Source organism: Lebetimonas sp. JS085 (assembly GCF_000523295.1).
Lineage (GTDB): Bacteria > Campylobacterota > Campylobacteria > Campylobacterales > Nautiliaceae > Lebetimonas.
In genome coordinates, this window is record NZ_ATHR01000001.1 from 1,391,303 (window position 1) to 1,413,105 (window position 21,803).

Consider the following 21,803-nt stretch of genomic DNA (forward strand, 5'->3'; position numbering starts at 1 on the left):
GCTGCTTGAAAAACGGCCATGGTGGATAATGGAAAAAAGTTTTTCATTTTTAAAAATTTAGGTATAATTATTGCTGTAAATGCAAAAAAAGGATATTGATGGAATATAAAGTTGCTTTGCCTGTTCTTGGATTTGAAAATATAGATAAATTTGAATTGGAAGAGATTGAACCCAATTTTTTTAAACTTCAAAACGGAAATATCTCTTTTACATTAATCAATCCCGCTGTTTTAAGAGAGGATTATTTTTTTGAAATAGACGAAGATGCCCAAAAAAAGCTCAAATTAAATGAAAACAGTAATTATTTTGTTTTAAACATTATGATAATAAATAAACCGTTTGTAGATTCGACAATTAATTTCGCCGCTCCTGTTATTTTTAACAATGATGAGAAAATTATGGGACAGGTGATTTTAGATAAATATCCTTATTCTCTGAGCGATCCTCTTAGAAATTACATAAAGGAAAAGAAGTGATTTATATACTCGGCTATGGGGCAATGGCCAGGGCTATTGCAACGGGAATGAGAGGAAAAGAAAAATTTGCAGTTGTGGGCAGAAATGAAGATAAATTAAAAAATTTTTCAAAAGAATTTGAATGTGAATATTTTTTATTAGACGGTTTTGATATAACTGATAGAGAAATAATTTTAGCCGTTAAGCCTTATGCGCTTGCTGAGGTTTCTATGAGAATAAAAGGTGAAGCAAAAACTCTTTATTCTATTTTAGCCGGTAAAAGTTTAACAGAACTTCAAAAATATATTAAAGCAAAAGCGTATATAAGAGCAATGCCAAATATAGCAGCAGCCTACGGGTCATCCACTACTGCTGTAACTGGGAATATTGATGTAAAAAAAAGAGCGGAGGAATTGTTTTCTTATATAGGGGATGTCGTTTGGCTTGAAAATGATGATGAAATAGATAAAGCAACAGCTATTATCGGAAGCGGTCCTGCATTTTTGGCTATAATAGCGGAAGCGATAAGTGACGGTGGCGTTTATATAGGTTTTAAAAGAGATGTCGCAAACAAGCTTGTTAAAGGACTTTTTAAAAGTTTCAGCACAATTAATTTGCCTTTTAGCGAAACAAAAGACAAAGTAATGTCTCCAAAAGGTACAACGGCAGAAGGTGTCTTGGAAATAGAAGATAATAAAATAAGAAGTACTATGATAAAGGTAGTAAAAAAAACTTATGAAAAATCAAAAAAATTATAAAGCGTTTTCATTATTTGAAATTGTAATTTCCATTGTGGTTTTAGGAATTATAGCGGCTACTTTTCCTTTAATCCTTGAAAGTGTTTTCAAAACTGCAAAAACGGTTACAAAAGAAGAAACGGTTTTAAATGAAATGAGTCTACTTACAATGATTTTGCCTTATTATTTTGATGAAAACAATACTTTAGGGGATAATTTTTATAAAGATTTGAATGCAAGCAATGGGGAAAGTGAGCTTTTAATAAATTTTAATTCTATATATACGGGCCCTGCAAGAAGAGGTAAAGCTGAATTTAATAATAATATATTCAGAAGTGGAAGCAGTTTGGGTGTCTCCGATATTGGTACAGATTCAGGGGAAAATAACATTTCCGCCTATGATGATATAGATGATTTTAATAATTTTTCGGAAATGATAAACGGTGTGAATTTAACAGTGCGTATTTATTATATCGAAGATAATGCCAGTTATAATGACCAAAATTTGTCTTTTTCATATAACTATAATAATATTGCAAATAAAACGAATATAAAACTTATAAAAATAACAAGTGACAATAATGTGACAATTTATTATCCAACATGCAACATAGGGGCGAGTAAATTTTTATCTTTAGAGGAAATAAGCAGATGAAAAAAGCATTTACATTAATAGAACTTACCATTGTAATAGTGATTTTGGGAATACTCGGAACAATCAGCGTTGAAATTCTTCAAAAACTTGCAAATAATTATGTTATGCAAAAAGAGATGAACAGGCTTGCTTATAAAACAGATTTAACCCTTAATATTATTGCATCCAAATTAAAAACAAGAATAAAAAACAGTGTAATTGCGAGTCATTGTAATGACAGTGGAATTCCAGACGGAGATTTTATCGCCGTTTCGCAGTTAACCCCGCAAAACAGCTGGAAATATCGGGTATTGGAATGGCTTAATTATTCTGTTTATTCAAAAAGAGGGATGTGGAACGGTACTAAAATCCAGCCCGGCTGGAGCGGTTTTGTGGATTTAAAAGATACAAATTCCTCAAACGGAGGCGATGAATACAATATATCCACTCCCGACAGTAATTTTTCAATTGTTCAGCAAATAGACGGTAACTGGTTTCATACATGGGGAATTAACGGATATAATAATATTTTTAACAATAAACGGGATGTTTTAGTTTTCAGTGGAGCTGACGGAAGAGGGGATCTCAGTGATATAAACAATTCTTACGGCTGGTATGAACATAACGCGACAAGAGTTTTTGCCATAGGCAAATTAAGTGACACTGAATTAAATTTAAGTGCTGTTGATGAATCCAATTCAACAACGGTTTATGAAGGATATTATATAATTAATTCAGCGGAAGCGGTTGTTCCGGTAAAAAGCGGCAATGAATATAATCTTACACTCAGATTTAATTATTTTCCATGGCTTGATCAAAATTATACAGATGGGAATGTCTCAATTTTGGCCACTCATGTTACCAAATTTAAGTTTAAAGAAGAAAACGGCCTTTTGAGAATTTATGTATGTATTACATCTGCAAATAAAAATCTACGTGATTATAATTTAACAATATGTAAAGAAAAGGTTGTATTTTGAAAAAATCATTTTCCCTGCTAATTACCCTTGTTTTTGTAATAGTTGTTGCTATTATAGGTGTTATGAGTCTGGAATTTGCCGCTGCGACAAACAAACATACAGCCGAAGTCTCAATGGACAGCAGGGCGGAGCTTATGAGCAGGGCCGCAACAGAATATGCAATTATGGCAATGCAGGGGCATGATTATAACAATAACTGTTTAAAACATATCAGTTTAAGTGATACTTTTTTTGATGTAAATATAACATATCATTATTTTTTAACGGATTGTAATACAAGCAGTTGCAGTGGGTATTGTTCAAATATAAACACGGCCGATACGAATGGAAGTGCATTAATTTATGTAACAGTAACTTCAAAAAATCCTTCTTTTTACATAAGAAAAGTCAGATTTACACTTCAAAATCCATAAATTTGCTATAATTCCTAATCAATTTTAAATAAAAGGAGAATTATGAACGTAACAGTTGTTGGCAGAAATGTTGAATTAACAGAGGCTATGAAAGACCATATCAAAAAAGTAATAAATGAAATAGAAAAATACAATTTGGGGATTCTTCATTCGGTTGTAACAATAGAAAAAGACAAAAGAGATTTTTTTAATGCAGAAATAATAATGAATATACCTGAAAAAGGCACAGCGGTTGTCCATTTTAAAGATAAAGACATGTATGCCGCACTTGACAAGGCAAAAGACAAACTTGAAAAATTATTAAGAAGATATCATGATAAAATTAAAGATTATCGTAAAAAAGACAGATTGGAAGAAATAATAGTTGAAGAAAGTCAGGATGAAATTGTCGAGGTTCCTCTTGATGTGGAAAAACCTTTAAGTATAGATGAAGCTATTGAAGAATATAAAAAATCAGGCCTTTATTTTATGGTGTTTAGAGATAAAAACGGAGAAAAAAGAGTGATATACAGAAGAAAAGACGGAAAGCTTGGATTATATTAATTTGTTTGGTAAAATTTCAGCTTAAAAAAGGAGTATAAATGAAAAGAACATATCAGCCAAGTAAAATAAAAAGAAAAAGAACCCACGGTTTCAGAGCGAGACTTAAAACTAAAAACGGAAGAAAAGTACTTGCAAGAAGAAGAAGCAAAGGCAGAAAAAGATTAGCGGTTTAAGTTCTAAGGAAATAGAATATATTATAAAAAAAGGGAGAAAATTTTATTCTAAATATTTTGTTATATATTTTCTCCCGTCTGAAAGTTTGAGAGTGTCCCCGATTGTGTCTAAAAAAATTTCGAAAAAAGCGGTGGTTAGAAATAAAATAAAAAGAAGAATCAGGGTGTTGGCAAAAGATGAAAAAGGACTCTTTGCAATTATTGCAAAAGAAGATGTTTCACAAATAAATTTTAAAGAGCTTATATATGATTTTAAAAAAGCTATTAATAAAATCAATTGATTTGTATCAGTTGTTTATAAGTCCGATGCTTGGTAATAACTGCAGATATTATCCCAGTTGCTCAGAATATAGTAAGATTCAGTTTGAATTGAATAATCCCCTTAAAGCTTTTATTGTTTCTATTAAAAGAATTTTAACCTGTAATCAGCTTTTTAAAGGCGGAATCGATTATCCTGTAATTGAATTGAATCTAAAAAACATTAAATATAAAAAACTTCCTGTAAAATACTGGTTAATTCCTCTAAAAAAAAATAAATATTATGTGATAAAGGCAGAAGTATGAATAAACCCAATATGAAAAATATTATAATTGCAACATTGATTTCATTTATTTTTTTTGCTGTTTATGAATATTTTGTTATTGAACCGCAGGTTCAAAAACAGAGTGCACAACAGAACAAAAGTGTTAATATACACACAGTTACAAAAACAAAAATAAATAAAGTCAGTGAAAAAAACATAAAAATAATAGCAAAAATAATTGCTAAAAATTATGAAATCAAAATCGATTCACTCGGAAGAATCGCCTCTTTCAAATTGGAACAAAAAAAATTTTCAAAAAACGGTAAAAAGCTGGAACTTGTTTCAAATGTAAAACCTCTTGAGATAAGGTTTGATGATGCCAAAATAAATGAAGCTGCTTTTAAAACAGATTACATATCTGATAAAAAGTTAATTAAACTTAAAGACAAAGCAACAATAACTTTAACTCAAAAACTGCCGACTCTAACGGTAAAAAAAATAATTACGTTTTATAAAGACGGCCATTATGATTTAAAGATTGAGTTATCAAAAAATGTTGATTATTTTATCACCCCGGGAAGCAGGCCTTCAGCCGCAGTCGATAAACTGACGGTTCACGGTGCGTTAATCAAAAAAAGCGATGGTACGCTTGATATAATCAAAGACGGAGATGCTGAAAATAAAACATATGATAATGCAATTGTCATAGCGGGGTTTGACAGATATTACACAACTCTTTTCTTTTCAAAAAAACCTCTGAAAGCAATTGTTTATCCGAATAAAGAAAATAATCCCCTGATTTTTATAAACACAGATAAAAATATTGAATTAACCGGATATATTGGCCCAAAATATGTGGACACACTTACCGGAATTAATAAAGAACTTATTGATGTTGTTCAATACGGAGTGGGAACATTTTTTGCGAGAAATCTGTTTATATTGCTTGACTGGCTGCATAAAATAGTGATAAACTGGGGTATTGCCATTATTTTCCTTGTTATTATTGTGAGAATTGTTTTATTTCCTCTTACTTTTAAGGGAATGATAAGTATGTATAAACTTAAAGAACTTGCCCCTAAAATGAAAGAATTGCAACAAAAATATAAAAAAGACCCTCAAAAACTTCAACAACATATGATGAAACTTTATAAAGAGCATGGGGCAAACCCTTTAGGAGGGTGTTTGCCTTTAGTACTTCAAATACCTATTTTTTACGGTATTTACAAACTTCTTTTATATTCCATTGAATTAAAAGGGGCGTCATTTTTATGGATACATGATTTAAGTTCAATGGACCCTTATTTTATTTTGCCTGTTTTAATGGGGGTTAGTATGTATCTGCATCAAAGGCTGACACCTACCAATTTCCAGGATCCTATGCAGGAGAAAATATTTAAATTTCTGCCTCTTGTGTTTACTTTTATGATGGCAACATTTCCGGCAGGTTTGGTTCTTTATTGGACAACGAACAATATTCTTTCAATTTTGCAACAATATATAATAAATAAATTAATGGAGAAAAAAAGTGCGCATAGAAGCTAAAACTCTTGAAGAAGCCTATTTAAAGGCGAGTGAAACATTTAACTGCTCTGTTACCGAGCTTAATATAAAAATACTTCAGTATCCTTCGAAAGGTTTTTTGGGTTTTTTTTCCAAAACCGCTGTAATTGAGGTGGAAGAACCTGAAAAAAATATAGAGGAGGTTATTGGAGAGATAAAAAAAAGTTTAATAAATTTATTTAATAATTCCTGTTTTAATATTGACACAATAGATGTTTATAAAATAAACGATGAAACAGTGGGAATAAAAATAGACGGTCCCGACGCTGCTTTGCTGATAGGTAAAGAAGGATATAGATATAACGCCTTAAATTATATGCTCTATAGCTGGATTAATCAAAAATACGGATTTAAAGTAAGACTTGAAATTGCAGAGTTTTTAAAAACACAAACCGAAATGCTTAAAAACTATTTAGCTCCTTTTATTGAAAAAGTAAAAATCAGAGGATACGGAAAAACCAAACCGTTTGACGGAATTTTGGCTTTTTTGGCGCTTGAAATATTAAGAAAAGAATTTCCTGAAAAATATGTCGCCCTCAAAGAAAGAAACAGGGAAAAATATATTGTAATAGGCGAAAGACATGAACACTATAGCGGCAATAGCAACTCCTAACGGGGTAGGCGCTATTTCGATACTCAGAATATCAGGAGAGGGGGCTTTAAGTATTGCTAAAAAACTGATAAAAAAAGAATTAACCCCCAGAATCGCCACCTTGGCAAAAGTATACGATTTAAAAAACAATCTCATAGATATAGCCCTTGTAATTTATTTTAAAGCCCCACATTCATTTACAGGGGAAGATGTAATTGAATTTCAATGCCACGGGGGATATGTGGTAAGCAGACTTATATTGGAAGAAGTTTTAAAAGCAGGTGCCAGATTGGCAAATCCGGGAGAATTTAGCAAAAGGGCTTTTTTAAACGGGAAAATTGATGCAACCCAGGCTGAAGCTATAGCCAAATTAATTGAAACAAGAAGTGTTGAGGGGGCGAGGGTTCTTTCACGTCAGTTAGAAGGCGAACTTAAAGAATTTGTGGAGGATATCAGAAACAGGCTTGTGGAAATTATGGCTTATTCTGAGGTGTTTATAGATTATGCCGAAGAGGATTTGCCTGAAAGTCTTGGAGGAGAGATTAGAAAAAAACTAAATGAAATAAAAAATGTTCTGGAAAAAACACTTGAAGCGAGCCAGAGACGCCAAGGTGTCATTAACGGATATAAAGTGTCAATTGTCGGTAAACCAAATGTAGGTAAAAGCTCTATTTTAAATGCTCTTTTAAATAAAAACAGGGCGATAGTAAGCTCCCTCGCAGGGACTACGCGCGATACAATTGAAGAAGATATACAAATAGGTTCACATTTAATTAAAATCATAGACACTGCCGGAATAAGGGTTGCCAAAGACGAAATAGAAAAAATAGGTGTTGAGAGGAGTAAAAAAGCAATTAACGAAAGCGATATTATTTTGGGTGTTTTTGAAGCCAATAATTTCAATAAAGAAGATGAAAAAATATTTGATTTAATTAAAAATTCAAAAAAAGAGGCTATTATAGTGATAAACAAAGTTGATCTGGGTATAAATATAGATTTAAACAGGTTTAAAAACTTTGAAATTGTAAAAATTTCAGCAAAAAAAGATATAAATGAATTAATTGAAGCCATAAAAAAACTTTTGGACAATAAAGAGGGTGAAAATGAGCATATACTCACATCTTTAAGGCAAATTGAAATGATAAAAAAATCACTCAAAGCAATAAATGAAGCGGAAGAATTTTTAGATACCGGCGAACTTGAGCTTTTCAGTTATAATATCCAGGATGCCATAAAAGCTGTAAGTGAAATAACAAGACCTTTTGAATATGACGAAATGCTTGATAAAATGTTTGGAAGTTTTTGTGTCGGAAAATAAATCAAAGGAGAAAAAATGACAATAATTGAACTTAAAAAAATGATGATTAAAGCAAAAAAAGAAGATAAAACAAAAGCCAATGCATTAATGATGCTTGTAGACACTGCCCAAAAACTTGCAAAATCAAAAAATGAAGAGATAAGTGAAAAACATATAATTGAAGCTGCCAGGAAACTTGCCAAAATGGCAAAAGAAAGTATCGATGCAGGAATGGAAGAAGCCAAAAAAGAACTTTCAATATACGAGGAATTTTTGCCTAAAATGTTAAGTGAAGAAGAGAGCAAAAAAATTATAGAAGAAATTATTAATGAAATAGGCGGAAAAAATATAGGCGAAATTATGAAAAGATTAAAACAAAGAGGGGATATAGATTTAGGCTTAGCCAATAAAATCATCAAATCTATTTAATAGGTATAGGTTTATTTATATCCTCTTCCAATTTTTCATGCTGACGTTTTAATTTTGAAAAATATTCTGAAACAGGTGTAAAGTAAGAGCTGAGTTTGTTTATGGCGCTTTGTGCTCCGTAAACCAAAACTTCATCGTTTTCTTTTAAACATTCTATTTCGCTTGGATGATACCACTCACCGTTTCTGAATATATATAAAACCCTTAAATCTTTAAATTTTTTAATATATCCTTCTTTTTTTAGTTCTGCATTTTTGTTTATTTTTCCAAAAAACAGATATTTGTTGTTTGGGAGTTTTATAGGAGCTCCGCTTTCAAGCAGTTCAACAATTTCTTCTTTTTCAATTTCAGAAGGATTTAGCTGTAATAAGTCCTGATAGCAAAACAGTATATTTTTTAATGTTTTTATTTGATAAAAAATAGAATAATTTTTATTTAATAACTGTGCTTCATACAAGCTTATGTATTTTACATTAAATACAGAACATATTAATTTATGTGTAATAGAAGAAAAAAATACTGCTAAAATAGTAGCAGGCAACAGTGAATATCCACCAGCCATTTCAACCACTATTACTATTGCGGCAAGTGGTGTTCTTGCCGCCGCTCCAAAAACAGCCGCCATTGCAATAACACTGAAAATTGCACTTGTATTGTGAAAAATTATGGCCAGGAATGTTCCAAGTGTAGCACCTATAAATAATGTAGGTGCAAATACACCACCGGAACCGCCGGAACCGATAGTTAAGGAAAAAGCCAATATTTTACCAGCAAATAATATTATTAAAATTTTTTCAGTAAAATTTCCGTTTATCGCCTGTTGAATCCATCCATATCCACCCCCTAAAACCTGGGGTATGTAAATTCCTATTACTCCTACAAATAATGCTCCGAGCGCAGGTTTAAAATGAGGTTTTATAGGTAAGTTTCTAAAAAAATCTCTTGTATAATAAAATATATTCGGCAGTATTACCGATACTATTCCGCTTATAATTCCAAGAAGAATAATTTCTATATAGGTTTTAATATCCGTTATCTGCAAATTGGAAGGCATTGTGAAAATAGGCTGCCATCCGAAAATATAACCGGAAAATATATAAGCTATTAAAGGCCCGAAAAAAACAAACAACAGTTCTCTTGTTTCATATTCCAGTTCGCTGTAAAGAACTTCTATTGAAAATATTGCCGTTCCCATAGGAGCTTTAAATACTGCAGAAAGTCCCGCAGCCATTCCAATAATCGCAAAAAGTCTTCTTTTTTCAATAGAAGCATGTCTAATATTGGCATAAATGGAACCTATACCCGCGCTAAAAAGTGCTGTAGGACCTTCTCTTCCGGCTGCTCCACCTGTTCCTATGGTTATAGCTGAGGCGATAATTTTAATAGGTGTTACAATAGGCCGCAAATATCCACCAGCCCTATGGTAAGCTCTGATAACAGTGTCTGTTCCATGTCCTTCTGCTTCGGGTGCAAATGTGTAGACTAAAAATCCTGAAATCAATCCCCCTGTTACAATTACAATAATCAAATTTACAGGACTAAAAGGATGATTAATATGCGAGCTGATTATATTTATGGTGTCTGCGGGAATATAACCGGCAATATAACCCAGTGTAAATTTGCTTATTAAATCCAGTAAAAAAATAAATATACTTGCGCAAATTGTCCCTATAAGCCCTATAACAAAGGTGTCTAAAAGTAAAATTAAATATTTTTTAATTTGATTTTGAGTATTCATAATGTTATTTTAGCATATTCAATATAAGAATGTTACTTATATGAGAAATTTCCAGTAACGATTTGCTGTGTTCTTTGCATAGTTCATCAGTTTCATTTATCATATGCTTGTATTCTTCTTTTTTTATTTCTAAAAAACTATTTATTGATTTATTAATTTTGTTTTCATTAAAGCCGGTTTTTAAAATTTCTTCGTTAAATGTTATTACAAAATATTCTATCATTGATTCTATTTCTTCTTTTAAATTTTTTTCTATTCTGCTTTTTGGCTTTATGTGCTTTATGCTGTGTAATAATTTGTTTATTTGGAATTTTTTTATTGTAATTTCAAAAAGTTTCAAAATATTTTCCAGTTTAAAAGAATATTTATGGTTAAAATAAATAATTGCCGGAAGAAATTTAAACAGTTCTTTCCATTCAAGAAAAATACCTATATTTTTTTTATTTTTAAAATTTTTATACTTTTTTGAAAAAATATTTTTAAGTTTTTCTTTGTATGTGATAAGCATCAAAGGCTTGATATTTTCGTTTTCTAATTCTTTAATAAGCCATCTGGAGGCAAATTTTATCGTTTCCTCCAACTCTATAAGCATATCGTATATTTTTTGATATTCGATTTGAAAATTAAGGGAATATATTTCTTCCCTTATGCTGTTTGCATTAATTAAATCGTTTAATATTATATAGGCTGTAATTTTATAAGGAAATTCTTTTTCTTTGAAATTATTTATAAAAGAAATGCCGTAATTGTTTATTATTTCATTAGTTATTTGTGTTGCTATGATTTGATTTTTTAGCAAATGTGAATTTACATATTCGCTGTAAGAGCTGTAAACAGAAGACGGAAAATAGTGTTTTAAAAATGTAGAAGCATATTTGCATTTATAAAAATTTTTTAAAATATAATTTTTTAAGAAAATTTTTGAATATAATAACAATATAGCCAAAACCGGCTTAATTACCCTGTTTTTATAAAAAATTATTTCTATTTCAGAGTTTTTGGGGATAGAAAAATTTTCTCGTTTAAATATTTCGATATGCTTTTCCAATGTTTCTATTATATTTATTAATTTTTCTTTATATATTTTTATTTCATCAAGACTGATTCTTAAAGGCTGTAAATAATTGTTTTTTAAGACTTTGTTTACAACTTCTTCTGTAAGATTTATTAATATTTCATTTTTTTCTTTTTTGGAAATTATATTTTTTTCCACCAAATCGTTTAATAAAATTTTCAGATTTACTTCATAATCACTTATATTTACCCCTGCAGAATTGTCAATACTGTCAAGATGTATTTTGCCCCCGTTTAAAGCGTATTCATATCTGGCTTTTAAAGTCATAGCCAAATTTGCACCTTCACAAATAACTTTTGCCTTTATTTCATCAGCATTAATTCTTATATTTTCATTTTGTTTGTCACTGATATAGATATTGTTTTCTTCGCTTGATTTTATGTAAGTTCCTATTCCTCCGAAATAGAGCATATCGACGTTTGCTTTTAAAAGATATTTTATTAATTCTTCACTTGATAAATAATTTTCGTTTATAGAAAACACCTTTTTCATTTCCGGGGAAATTTTAATTTTTTTTAAACCTTTTTTAAAAACACCCCCGCCTTTTGAAATTAAATTTTTATTATATTCATCCCAGTTTTTTCCCTCTAAAAAAAGTCTTTTTCTTTCGTTATATGAAATTTTTGAATCAGGGGTCGGGTCGATAAAAATTTCATTATGAGAAATAGCCGCAAGAAGTAGGAAGTTTTTATTAAGAAGCATTCCGTTGCCGAATACGTCACCTCTCATACTGCCTATTCCCACTACACTTATTTCATCTTTTAAAACATTTTTGCCCAATTCCAAAAAATGTCTTCCGGCTGAGGTAAGTGCACCTTTTGCTGTAATGCCAAGTTTTTTATGTGAATATCCGTTTTTGCCTCCGCTTGCAAAGGCATCTTTTAAATTAAAATTTCTTTTTAGCGATATTTCATTTGCAATATCACTCATATTGGCCGTACCTCTGTCAGCCGCCACTACGAAATAATTGTCCGTTTCATCATATTTAATTAAATTTGTTGTATCCGCGGTGTCTACTAAATCAAGCAGTGCATCTATAAAAAGTGTATAAATTTTTTTAAATTCAGTTTTTGTCGGATTAAAAAAAATATAAAATCCACCTTTTGCCCCGTCAGGGACAATAATTGCGTTTTTTGCAACTTGCGCTTTCATTAAATCTTTGATTTCTTCCCTGAAATCCTCCCTGTTTGAATATCTTATCCCCCCTCGTGAAATTTTACTCATTCTTAAATGGATTCCGTTAAATTGTTCGTGATAAACAAAACTTTCAATATTGGGTTGAACAGAAAACAGATAAGGTTTTAATTTGGAAGTGTCAATTTTAAAAGAAATTGTTTTTTTATTAAGAAAATAATTTGTCCGAAGTATATTTTTTATAATTAAATAAAATATTTTTAAAATTTTATATTCACTTAATTCATTGACGGTGTTTAATTTTTCTTCAAGTCTGTTCTCAAGATATGAATAATCATCTTTTTTTGAAAATTTTTGAAGAAAATAATTGATAACCGATTCCACCACATCAGAATTTTTAATAAAAGTTTTAATAATTGCACTTTCATTAAATTCATAAAAAAGCTGTTTTTGATATTTTAAAACAGCTCTTAATAAAGCGATTTTTCTTAAATCAAACCCGACCCATGCAAAATAATATAATTTACAGTTGTAAGTTATTTGTTTGTTAATAGCTTTTTTTATAATATCAAAGAAAATTTTTTTATATTTTTCAAAAAAATCCTGATGTGTTATATTAATCTTTAAAATCAGGGTATCGTTATTTTCTTTTACATTGACAATTTCAATATTGAAATTATCAAGAAGCTTTGAAAGAAAAGTTATTGAAGTGTTTAAATTTTTGGATATTAACAGTTCATTTTTTAATTTATCAAATTTTATCACATTTTTTCTCTTTCGAAAAGAAGAATTATCTGGAATATAAAACTCTTCTTCTTTTCCTCTTCATTTTAAATTTACCCTTTGCCATTAACCCTCCTTTTTAAGAAGTGTTAAACTTGTAAATTATAACAAAAAATTATTAGCTTTTTATAAATAAGGCGCTCATATATCCGACAACCTGGCTTTCATCGCCGCTTACATCGGCGCTTGTCCTGTAATCTACAATAAAAGGTGTTAATTTTTCTTCCCTTGCTGCTTCAATAATGGCTGCTATACCTATTTTACCACAGGCTTCACATTTTTCAAGTTCCAATAAATCCAAATCATTAACGGCCTGCAAACAGTGTGAATCAAGTGCATTTGCCGTTTTTATATCATAATAATGACTTAAATCGCTTGAAATTACAATTAAAGAATTCTCATCAATTGCGAATTCTATTATTTCTTTTAATTTATTTGGCGAATAGTTTCCGTAAATTAATTCAACTACAGGAATTTCCCCAAAATAATGATAAATAAAAGGCATTTGAACTTCTGTCGAATGTTCTACATGGACATATTCAAGATTAGCTACATCAAATTTTTCCATAAGTTCAATTGAAAAATTCTTATCTATAGGCAGTATGCCGCAAGGGGTTTCATATGATTCTTCCAATGTTACACTTATTCCTTCAATCGGAAATTTGTGGCTCGGGCCTATTACCAGGATTCTTTTAGGCTTGGTGTTGCTTGCGATTCTATAAGCAAAATTTGCGCTAAATCCGCTGTAAACCCATCCTGCATGCGGAACTATTATAGCTTTTGGTTTTAAGGAAAATATCTCTTTTGCTTTAATTTTATCCACATTTTCATCTATAATTTTATTAAAATGGTTTATATAACCCTCAATTCCTTCGCATGTCACTCCATACCATTCTTTTACTACCGCATTTCTCATAATCACTCCTTTTAATTTTGACTTTTATCACCCCGCCGCTTTTCAAGCGGCCGGGCAAACTCACAATTCACTATTCACTACTTACTATTTATTTCCATATTCCTTCGATAATTTCACCACATTTCGGACAGTGTCCGATTCCATTTTCATCTATTTTTAAAATATTTTTTTCAATTTTGTAAATACTTCTTACAATAAGCTCTTCGCCGCATTTTGGACAGTATGTAATTACAGGCATTGCCACATTACCGAGATATACATATTTTAACCCCGCTTTTTTACCTATTTCATAGGCTTTAAGCATTGTTTCAATAGGAGTAGGGCCTTTGTCTTGGACTTTGTAATCCGGATGGAATCTTGTAATATGCCAGGGAATTTCCACTCCAACTCCGGCAATAAACTCGGCGATTTGTGTTAATTCTTTTTCGCTGTCATTGTCTCCCGGGACTATTAAAGTGGTAATCTCCTGCCAAATTCCGACATCTTTTAATCTTTTGATTGTATCGAGTACATAATCAAGATCGCCTTTTAAAACTTTTTTGTAATAATCTTTTTTAAAACTTTTTAAATCTACATTACATGCATCCACCCAGCTTTTCATATCTTCTATTTCATACACACTTTCAAAACCGTTTGTAACAAAAATATTTTTAAGTCCCTTTTCTTTTGCCAATATACCCACATCTCTTGCATACGGATAAAAAACACTCGGTTCATTATATGTATACGCAATAGAATTGCATTTATATTCAATAGCAAGATTTACCATTTCCTGCGGTGATACGTAAATTTTATCATTTACTTTACTTGTATGGGCAATTTGCCAGTTTTGACAAAACGGGCATTTAAAATTACATCCCACTGTTCCGAAACTTAAAACCGCACTTCCCGGTAAAAAATGAAAAAGCGGTTTTTTCTCAACCGGGTCTACATTTACAGAGGACGGATGCCCGTATACTAAATTTACAAGTTCTCCGTTTTTATTCATATTTATGCCGCAGATTCCAACCTGGCCTTCTTTTAAAATGCAGTGATGTCTGCATAAAAGACATTTTATTTTAGTATTATCTATTTTTTCAAAAAATTTCAATTTCCCCTCCTTAATTTAAGATTAATATATTATATCAAAAAATAGGGGAAAAGTAAAGAAATTTTAGTCTTATTTACTCAACTATTTTGTAATTAATCTTTTTATATGGGCAATTTTTCCCTTTGCTTGCAAAATTTTCGGTATTTATTTCAAATTCGCCTTTTTCAAGGGTAATGTAATCATTTATTTGTATATTAAATAATTTTGCAGGATTAGTGGATATTAAATTTGTGACAGTCTCCTTTTTTAAAGGAAGAGAATAGACAAGCTGGGTAAAAATATCAAGTTTGCTTATTCCGTATTCCGCTTCCTCAATGGGAAGGTCTTTATTGTTTGCAGCGATATGATTTGAAGATATAAAATCTATTATCCCTTTTTCACATGCTTTTAAAAGGGCGTTTTTATCTTCTTCGCTTCTGAGGGGCGGAAAAGTCTTATATACGGTGTTGAATTCTTTTAACATTTCGTCCGTAAAATATAAATTGTCTATTGCCACGTCTATATAAATATTTTTGTTTTTATTTTTTAATATTTCAAGCGATTCTTTTGCTGTTATTGACAAAAACACTATTTTAGCGTCAAAATGACGGGAAAGTTCGTATATTTTAGCGACTTCCGCACTTTCCGCATAATTCGGGATTCCGCTTATACCAAGGGAATATGCTGTTTCACTGTCATTCATAATACCGCTGAGGGACTTGCTGTTACAGTTTACAAAAACAGGTATATCCAGAAATTGTGCATATTCAAAGACTCTTTTTATTAAATTCATATCCTCATCCGAATTTATATAAATTGCACTTGCACCCCTTTTTTTTAGAATTGAAATGTTAGAAAGTCTGTTTTCATGTATTCCCTCAATAGCTATCAAAAGATTAAAATCGGATTCATGTGCCCTTTTTAAATTATAAGCCAAATGAAGTTTGTCAAAAATAGGCTTGTGGGAAGGTATCATCACTGCCGCCGTTATCCCGCCGTTTTTTGCCGCAAAAGAGAGTCTGCTTACACTTTCGGAATTTTTTATGTTGATATCTATTGCTTTTGGGACCTTTATTTTCATTTATGTCCTTTTTTAATTATAATTTTACTAAAAAAAGGCAATATTTATGAAAAATAAATATTTGGAAATTTTAAAAAAGAGTTATTATCACCTTAATGAAAAAGATTTAAAAAAATTTGAAGAAATAATGGGTGAAGATGGTCTTGGAAAATGCAGGGCGAAATTTCATCTTTGGGGATTTTTGTTCGGATGGTTTTATCTGCTGTACAGAAAAGCACTTAACGAAGCTTTCGGAGTGTTGGTTGTCAGTTTAATGGTGGGATATGTTTCCCCTGTGGGTGTTATAATTGTAAATTCGCTGCTGGGCGGTTTTTGTTATTATTATTTATATCTGAACAAATTGGACAGGGATATACAAAACTGTGGGGGCATTCATAATCCTGATATTGAATGTGTAAAGAAAAAAGCCAAACCTAATATCTGGTATGTTGTCGCGGCTGTTGCGGTTATTTTAATATTGGTATGGCCAATTGCTTTTTCATTAATTACAGGACATAATATTAGTGAGTAGTGAGTGGTGAGTGGTGAGTAGGCAGGATTGGCGGGTAATTTGATATAATTTCGTAAAAAAGGCTTATTATGAAAAAAGTTTTAATAATCGGAAGCGGGGGAAGAGAATATGCCATCGGTTATCATTTAAAAAACGAAGCTGAAATCTTTTATGCACCTGGAAATGGGGCGACCGAGGATTTTGCCACAAATATAGATATAAAAGATTTTAATGAACTTGCTGATTTTGCAAAAAACAATAATATTGATTTGACTATAGTGGGGCCTGAAGATCCTTTGGTAAAAGGAATTGTCGATGTTTTTAAATCCCAAGGTCTTAGTGTTTTCGGGCCTAGCAAAGAAGCGGCAAGACTGGAAGGCAGCAAAGTGTATATGAAAAATTTTTTAAAAAAATACAATATTCCCACCGCTAAATATATTGAAACAGATGATAAAGACAAGGCTTATGAATTTATAGATTCAATGCAAAAAACACCGATTGTTGTAAAAGCGGACGGGCTTTGTGCCGGTAAAGGTGTAATTATCGCCAATAGCAAAAACGAAGCAAAAAAAACAGTGGAGGAAATGCTGAGCGGTAAAGCATTTGGGGAAGCGGGTAAAAAAGTCATAATTGAAGAATTTTTAGACGGCTTTGAACTTAGCATGTTTGCGATATGCGACGGGGAAGATTTTGTTTTGCTTCCGGCCGCACAGGATCATAAAAGACTTCTTGACGGAGATAAGGGGCCTAATACAGGCGGTATGGGAGCGTATGCGCCTACCCCTCTTGCCACGGAGGATATATATGAAAAAGTAAAAACAAAAATCATAAAGCCTACACTTGAAGGAATGAAAAATGAAGGCGCACCTTTTGAAGGTGTTTTGTTTACAGGACTTATGATAGTGGATAATGAACCTTATGTTCTTGAATATAATGTAAGATTCGGAGATCCTGAATGTGAGGAACTTATGCCTTTAATTGATAGCTCACTTTATGATATGTTTTATAACGGGGCGACCAAGCAGCTTGATAAAATTGATGTAAAAATAAAAGATACGGTTGCTGTGGGGGTTGTATGTGCAAGTAAAAATTATCCTTATTCAAGAAGCGAGCCTGCCGAAATTACGATAGATAAATTAAACGGGTGTAACGGGTATATAGCCTTTGCCGGAGTTAAAAAAATGAATGGGAAACTTTATGCAACCGGCGGAAGAGTGTTAGTATGTGTCGGGTTTGGAAAAAATGTTCAAAAAGCAAGGGATGAAGCATATAAAATAGTTGAAAAAGTTCATTTTGAAGGTAAAAAATACAGAAGTGACATTGCTTATCAGGCAATAGGAAAATAGATGCTTGGGGAAAAACTCAAAAGGGAAGAGCGGGAAACAGCTTCGATTTGGCAAAGAGCCATTTCCATGAGCATAGATGACTTTTTAATAAGTTTTTTGGTTATTTTGGCCTTTTATGACAGATTTGCCAATGTGAAAACATATGAGGAAATGGTTTTATTAATTGATTCTCTTTTTGTTTATATTTTTTTGGCATATACACTTTATCATTGGATTTTTATTGCACTTTACGGTAAAACAATAGGGAAAATGCTCGTGAAAATAGAAATAATAGATGTAGATTCATTTGACAAACCCAGTTTTTTAAGGGCGTTTATAAGAAGCGTGATGAGAAATTTTGATGAAATGTTTTTTTATTTAGGAATGATTTATGCTGTTTTTGACCCATACAACAGGGCAATTCATGATATTGTAGGAAAATGTGTTGCTGTTAAGAGTAATTAGTTTTTTAATTGTACCTTTTGTTGTATTTGCCTTAAAAATATATTCAACAGATGTAATTGAAAAAAAAGGGAACTATTTTCTTCAAAATCCGCTTATTATATATAAAAACAATATTTTTTTACAGGCTAAAAACGGGGTAATAGAAAAAAATCATATAATAAAACTTTTTGGCAACGTAACTGTTTTTTATCAAAATCAGGATGTTTTGCTTGGCGATTCATTGCTGGCTTATTCAAAAGAAAAAATCACAATAAAAAATATTTTCTTTTATGACAAAAATATAGACGGCTGGGTCAGATCAAATAAAGCCGATTCCAAAAAAAATATATTATATTTCAATAGCCCTTATTTTTCCACATGCTGCAGTGATAAGCCGGACTGGTTTATAAAGGCAAGCAGCGGAAATTATAACAGACTCTCAAAATTATTAAAACTTAAAAATATTGTATTGGTTGTCCACAATGTACCTGTGTTTTATTTCCCTTATTGGCAGGTTAGTTTTAACAAAAAAAGAAGAAGCGGTCTTTTAAGGCCGTATATAGGATATTCAAACAAAGAAGGCTTATTATACTCTCAACCAATTTATTTTGTAACATCACTAAATTCCGATTTGGAAATAATACCTACTGTGCGTACCCAAAGGGGAAAAGGGGTTTATTCTGTTTTTAGGTTTGTTGATTCGCCTTATTCAGAGGGTAAAATAAAATTCGGTTTATTCAGCGACAAAAACAGTTATTATGAAAAAAACAATCTGGCACATAAAAAACATTATGGTTATTCATTGTATTATAAAAGAGATAAACTTTTTGGTGAAGACAAGCTGTATCTTGATTTGAAATATGCAAATGATGTTGATTATTTCTATTTAGATGCTTACAATTACAGATTTGACACTTCTTATCTGACGGATAAAATAATAACTTCTTATTTGAATTATATAAGAGCGTTAAATAAAAATTATTACGGTATGTATTTTAAATATTTTATAGACACCTCACTTCTCAGTAACTCTGCAACCTGGCAGATTCTGCCGCAGATTAATTATCACCGTTTTTTGGAAAAAAGAGGGGTGTTTTTAGATTCACTTGATTTTAATATTTATAATTATTACAGAGCTAAAGGCTCTAATTTTATTTTTTCCGATATTAATTTGCCGGTTTCATTTTATAAAAGTCTGTTTAATGATTATATGAAATTCAAGCTTACAGAAAATTTATATTCTGGATACGGAAAATATTATCAGAAAAATAATCTGGGGGTTTCTAAATATCTGTATTTAACGACCCAGCTTAAATTTTTTACTTCTTTGGCAAAAAGTTATAATAATTTTTATCATATTATAAATCCTTCTTTTTCCATAAATATAAAAAATTATTCACATAAAGAAATCTATTCGGATTTGATAAATGTCCCCAAAATGAAAAATTATCTGCTTTTCAGCCTGTTTCAAATTTTTGAATTTAATAATTTAAACATTGATCATACATTAAATGAAATTTATTATCTTGATGATAGGAAATTTGCCGATTTGGAAAATATTTTAAATTTTTATTATTTAAATTATTATATTAATGAAAACAATAAGTATTCTGTGGATGAGGGGAAAATAGATTATAATAATATAAAATTTGGTTATAATAATGGTAAAATTGATTATTTTATATCGCATCTATATCAAAGGGATAATTTAAAATCCGTTACACTTGGAGGCGGATATAAACCAAATATATATAAAAGATATTATTTTGAATATTCGTTTGATTTAAACGAAAAATATATAAAATACTGGATGTTGGGGGTTAGTATGAATAAAAAATGTTATAAATATGAAATAAGCTTTAAACAAGACAGGGTTCCTGTGCTGGAAACAAGTGGAACAAATTACAGAAAAGACAATATAATTAATCTGTCGGTGGAATTTTATCCGATAGGCGGCGTAAATCAATCATTTATTTTTAAAGGAAACAAATGAAAACAGAAACCAAGGTGGGAATATTTGTTTTTTTGGGAATTTTGTCGATACTCTATCTGACGTTTCAGGTAAAATCCCTTCAGGATTTTAATCAGAAAGGTTATACTCTTTATGCTTATATTAATGATGCAAGCGGGCTTGAAAAAAAAGCAAAAGTAAAATTAAGAGGCGTTGAAATAGGTAAAGTAGAAGATTTAAAACTTAATAATTCTTTAGTGAAATTAAAACTTATAATAAAGCAAGGGGTTAAAATACCAAAAGGAAGCATGGTTACCCTGGCTCAGGATAATATGCTCGGCGGAAAATATGTAAAAATAATCCCTTCTAAAAATCATATTTACTATTCAAAAAACGAAACAATAAAAAAATATTTAAATGCGGCTTCTTTAGATGATTTGATGAATAATGTCAACAGTGCCGTCGATGATGTAAAAGTATTGATCAAAAAATTAAATAAAACTCTCGATAAAAACACTATAAATAATTTTCACCAGATTTTGGCAAATATAAAAGACGCTTCTGTTGATTTGAAATCGGTTATAAAAAATGCAAATAAAAAAATACCGAGTCTGCTTGATAACGCAAATGAATTGATTGCCACTTATAAAGACATAGGGATAAAAATAAACAAAAAAATTCCCGATATTATAAATAAGTCGGACACACTTCTTGCTAAACTCAATAAAACAGGCGATACCCTTAATTCCAAATTAGGCCCCACCATTGACGAATATAAAAAATTAGGGGTTAATGCCAATTCTATTCTTAACGATAATAAAAAAAGTATAAAAACAGCGATAGCTTCGGCTAAAGATTTTTTTGTAAGCGGGGGTGAAAGCTTTAAAAAAATTGACAAACTTCTTTCAAGTGCGACAAAATCCCAAATTGAAGTTGAATTTAACAATAAATTTCTTTCACGTGATAGTTATTCAAAATCTTACGCACAGATTGCTTATTTGCCGACTCCGACAAAATATTATATTCTGGGTGTGACTTCCTCAAAAGATTATTCCAATCTGGATAATATAAATAAAAACCATATTAAAAATAAATCATATATTACTGCCGAATATGGAAAAAGATTTGATAATCTCTTAATAAGAGGCGGTATTATAGAAAGCACGGGAGGAATCGGAGCCGATTATTTCTTAGACCATGACAAAGTAATTTTAAGTTCCGAAATATATGATTTTAACGCCGTAAACGATATAAGGGGCACTAACCCTCATTTAAATTTAGCAGCCAAATATATATATCTAAAACATCTTGAATTTTTAGGCGGATTTGAAAATATTTTAAATTCGCGTGCTGCTTCACTGTTTTTGGGTCTTGGTATAAGGTTCAGAGACAATGATTTAAAAAGTATAATTTCAGGGGGTGCAACATCATTTCTGAAATAAAAAAAGCCTGTAAAA

General features: G+C 30.9%; 23 protein-coding genes. 18 read left to right on the forward strand and 5 right to left on the reverse strand.

Features of this window, described 5'->3' with window-relative positions:
• The first annotated feature begins 98 nt into the window (after positions 1-98).
• From fliW to DZ68_RS0107830, 13 genes are read left to right on the forward strand one after another with little or no spacing between them, the layout of a single operon-like run.
• Entirely contained in the window at positions 99-476 is a 378-nt protein-coding gene (fliW, locus tag DZ68_RS0107770; RefSeq protein WP_024788047.1) for a flagellar assembly protein FliW, read from the forward strand.
• Positions 473-1,213 carry a pyrroline-5-carboxylate reductase gene (gene proC, locus DZ68_RS0107775; protein ID WP_024788048.1) on the forward strand — a complete coding sequence of 247 codons (741 nt, stop codon included), beginning with the start codon at positions 473-475 and terminating at the stop codon, positions 1,211-1,213. The genes fliW and proC overlap by 4 nt, the downstream gene beginning before the upstream one ends.
• Positions 1,191-1,847 carry a type II secretion system protein gene (locus DZ68_RS0107780; protein ID WP_024788049.1) on the forward strand — a complete coding sequence of 219 codons (657 nt, stop codon included), beginning with the start codon at positions 1,191-1,193 and terminating at the stop codon, positions 1,845-1,847. Before proC ends, DZ68_RS0107780 begins: the two co-directional genes overlap by 23 nt.
• Positions 1,844-2,806, forward strand: a complete 963-nt coding sequence (locus tag DZ68_RS0107785) for a type II secretion system protein (RefSeq protein ID WP_024788050.1) — start codon at positions 1,844-1,846, stop codon at positions 2,804-2,806. The genes DZ68_RS0107780 and DZ68_RS0107785 overlap by 4 nt, the downstream gene beginning before the upstream one ends.
• Positions 2,803-3,219, forward strand: coding sequence for a hypothetical protein (locus DZ68_RS0107790; RefSeq protein WP_024788051.1), 417 nt, complete (start codon positions 2,803-2,805; stop codon positions 3,217-3,219). The genes DZ68_RS0107785 and DZ68_RS0107790 overlap by 4 nt, the downstream gene beginning before the upstream one ends.
• A 42-nt stretch (positions 3,220-3,261) precedes the next feature.
• Positions 3,262-3,762, forward strand: a complete 501-nt coding sequence (gene hpf, locus DZ68_RS0107795) for a ribosome hibernation-promoting factor, HPF/YfiA family (protein ID WP_024788052.1) — start codon at positions 3,262-3,264, stop codon at positions 3,760-3,762.
• A 38-nt stretch (positions 3,763-3,800) separates the two neighbouring features.
• Positions 3,801-3,935, forward strand: coding sequence for a 50S ribosomal protein L34 (rpmH, locus tag DZ68_RS0107800; RefSeq protein ID WP_024788053.1), 135 nt, complete (start codon positions 3,801-3,803; stop codon positions 3,933-3,935).
• 23 nt (positions 3,936-3,958) lie between these two features.
• A complete protein-coding gene (rnpA, locus tag DZ68_RS10635; protein ID WP_236617401.1) occupies positions 3,959-4,216 on the forward strand; it encodes a ribonuclease P protein component in 258 nt (85 codons plus the stop codon).
• Positions 4,182-4,499 (forward strand): membrane protein insertion efficiency factor YidD, encoded by a 318-nt coding sequence (yidD, locus tag DZ68_RS0107810; RefSeq protein WP_035003207.1) that lies wholly within the window; start codon positions 4,182-4,184, stop codon positions 4,497-4,499. Before rnpA ends, yidD begins: the two co-directional genes overlap by 35 nt.
• The gene (yidC, locus tag DZ68_RS0107815; RefSeq protein WP_024788056.1) at positions 4,496-6,004 is read left to right on the forward strand and encodes a membrane protein insertase YidC; all 1,509 of its coding nucleotides are present in this window, start codon (positions 4,496-4,498) and stop codon (positions 6,002-6,004) included. The genes yidD and yidC overlap by 4 nt, the downstream gene beginning before the upstream one ends.
• Complete coding sequence (locus tag DZ68_RS0107820; RefSeq protein ID WP_024788057.1) at positions 5,988-6,635, forward strand: Jag N-terminal domain-containing protein; 648 nt, start codon at positions 5,988-5,990, stop codon at positions 6,633-6,635. The genes yidC and DZ68_RS0107820 overlap by 17 nt, the downstream gene beginning before the upstream one ends.
• Complete coding sequence (gene mnmE, locus DZ68_RS0107825) at positions 6,604-7,932, forward strand: tRNA uridine-5-carboxymethylaminomethyl(34) synthesis GTPase MnmE (RefSeq protein WP_024788058.1); 1,329 nt, start codon at positions 6,604-6,606, stop codon at positions 7,930-7,932. Before DZ68_RS0107820 ends, mnmE begins: the two co-directional genes overlap by 32 nt.
• A 15-nt stretch (positions 7,933-7,947) precedes the next feature.
• Entirely contained in the window at positions 7,948-8,340 is a 393-nt protein-coding gene (locus tag DZ68_RS0107830; RefSeq protein ID WP_024788059.1) for a GatB/YqeY domain-containing protein, read from the forward strand.
• On the opposite strand, the gene DZ68_RS0107835 is transcribed toward DZ68_RS0107830, so the two are convergent.
• The 5 genes from DZ68_RS0107835 to DZ68_RS0107855 form a co-directional block, all read right to left on the reverse strand.
• A complete protein-coding gene (locus DZ68_RS0107835) occupies positions 8,333-10,078 on the reverse strand; it encodes a chloride channel protein (RefSeq protein ID WP_024788060.1) in 1,746 nt (581 codons plus the stop codon). The genes DZ68_RS0107830 and DZ68_RS0107835 overlap by 8 nt on opposite strands.
• Positions 10,079-10,082: 4 nt before the next feature.
• Positions 10,083-13,052, reverse strand: a complete 2,970-nt coding sequence (locus DZ68_RS0107840) for an NAD-glutamate dehydrogenase domain-containing protein (RefSeq protein WP_024788061.1) — start codon at positions 13,050-13,052, stop codon at positions 10,083-10,085.
• A 136-nt stretch (positions 13,053-13,188) separates the two neighbouring features.
• Positions 13,189-13,986 (reverse strand): AmmeMemoRadiSam system protein B, encoded by a 798-nt coding sequence (gene amrB, locus DZ68_RS0107845; protein ID WP_024788062.1) that lies wholly within the window; start codon positions 13,984-13,986, stop codon positions 13,189-13,191.
• 88 nt (positions 13,987-14,074) lie between these two features.
• Positions 14,075-15,076 (reverse strand): AmmeMemoRadiSam system radical SAM enzyme, encoded by a 1,002-nt coding sequence (amrS, locus tag DZ68_RS0107850; protein WP_024788063.1) that lies wholly within the window; start codon positions 15,074-15,076, stop codon positions 14,075-14,077.
• A 73-nt stretch (positions 15,077-15,149) separates the two neighbouring features.
• Positions 15,150-16,136: an amidohydrolase family protein gene (locus DZ68_RS0107855; protein WP_024788064.1), complete on the reverse strand. Its 987-nt coding sequence runs from the start codon at positions 16,134-16,136 to the stop codon at positions 15,150-15,152.
• Positions 16,137-16,182: 46 nt separating this feature from the next.
• On the opposite strand from DZ68_RS0107855, the gene DZ68_RS0107860 reads away from it, so the two are divergent.
• The 5 genes from DZ68_RS0107860 to DZ68_RS0107880 all read left to right on the forward strand — a co-directional run bounded on the left by DZ68_RS0107860 (position 16,183) and on the right by DZ68_RS0107880 (position 21,788).
• Positions 16,183-16,647, forward strand: a complete 465-nt coding sequence (locus tag DZ68_RS0107860; protein WP_024788065.1) for a DUF2628 domain-containing protein — start codon at positions 16,183-16,185, stop codon at positions 16,645-16,647.
• A 68-nt stretch (positions 16,648-16,715) separates the two neighbouring features.
• Positions 16,716-17,972 (forward strand): phosphoribosylamine--glycine ligase, encoded by a 1,257-nt coding sequence (purD, locus tag DZ68_RS0107865; protein WP_024788066.1) that lies wholly within the window; start codon positions 16,716-16,718, stop codon positions 17,970-17,972.
• Positions 17,973-18,416 carry an RDD family protein gene (locus DZ68_RS0107870; protein ID WP_024788067.1) on the forward strand — a complete coding sequence of 148 codons (444 nt, stop codon included), beginning with the start codon at positions 17,973-17,975 and terminating at the stop codon, positions 18,414-18,416.
• Entirely contained in the window at positions 18,397-20,388 is a 1,992-nt protein-coding gene (locus tag DZ68_RS0107875; RefSeq protein WP_024790961.1) for an LPS-assembly protein LptD, read from the forward strand. The genes DZ68_RS0107870 and DZ68_RS0107875 overlap by 20 nt, the downstream gene beginning before the upstream one ends.
• Positions 20,385-21,788: an MlaD family protein gene (locus DZ68_RS0107880; protein ID WP_024788069.1), complete on the forward strand. Its 1,404-nt coding sequence runs from the start codon at positions 20,385-20,387 to the stop codon at positions 21,786-21,788. The genes DZ68_RS0107875 and DZ68_RS0107880 overlap by 4 nt, the downstream gene beginning before the upstream one ends.
• Positions 21,789-21,803: the final 15 nt, after the last annotated feature.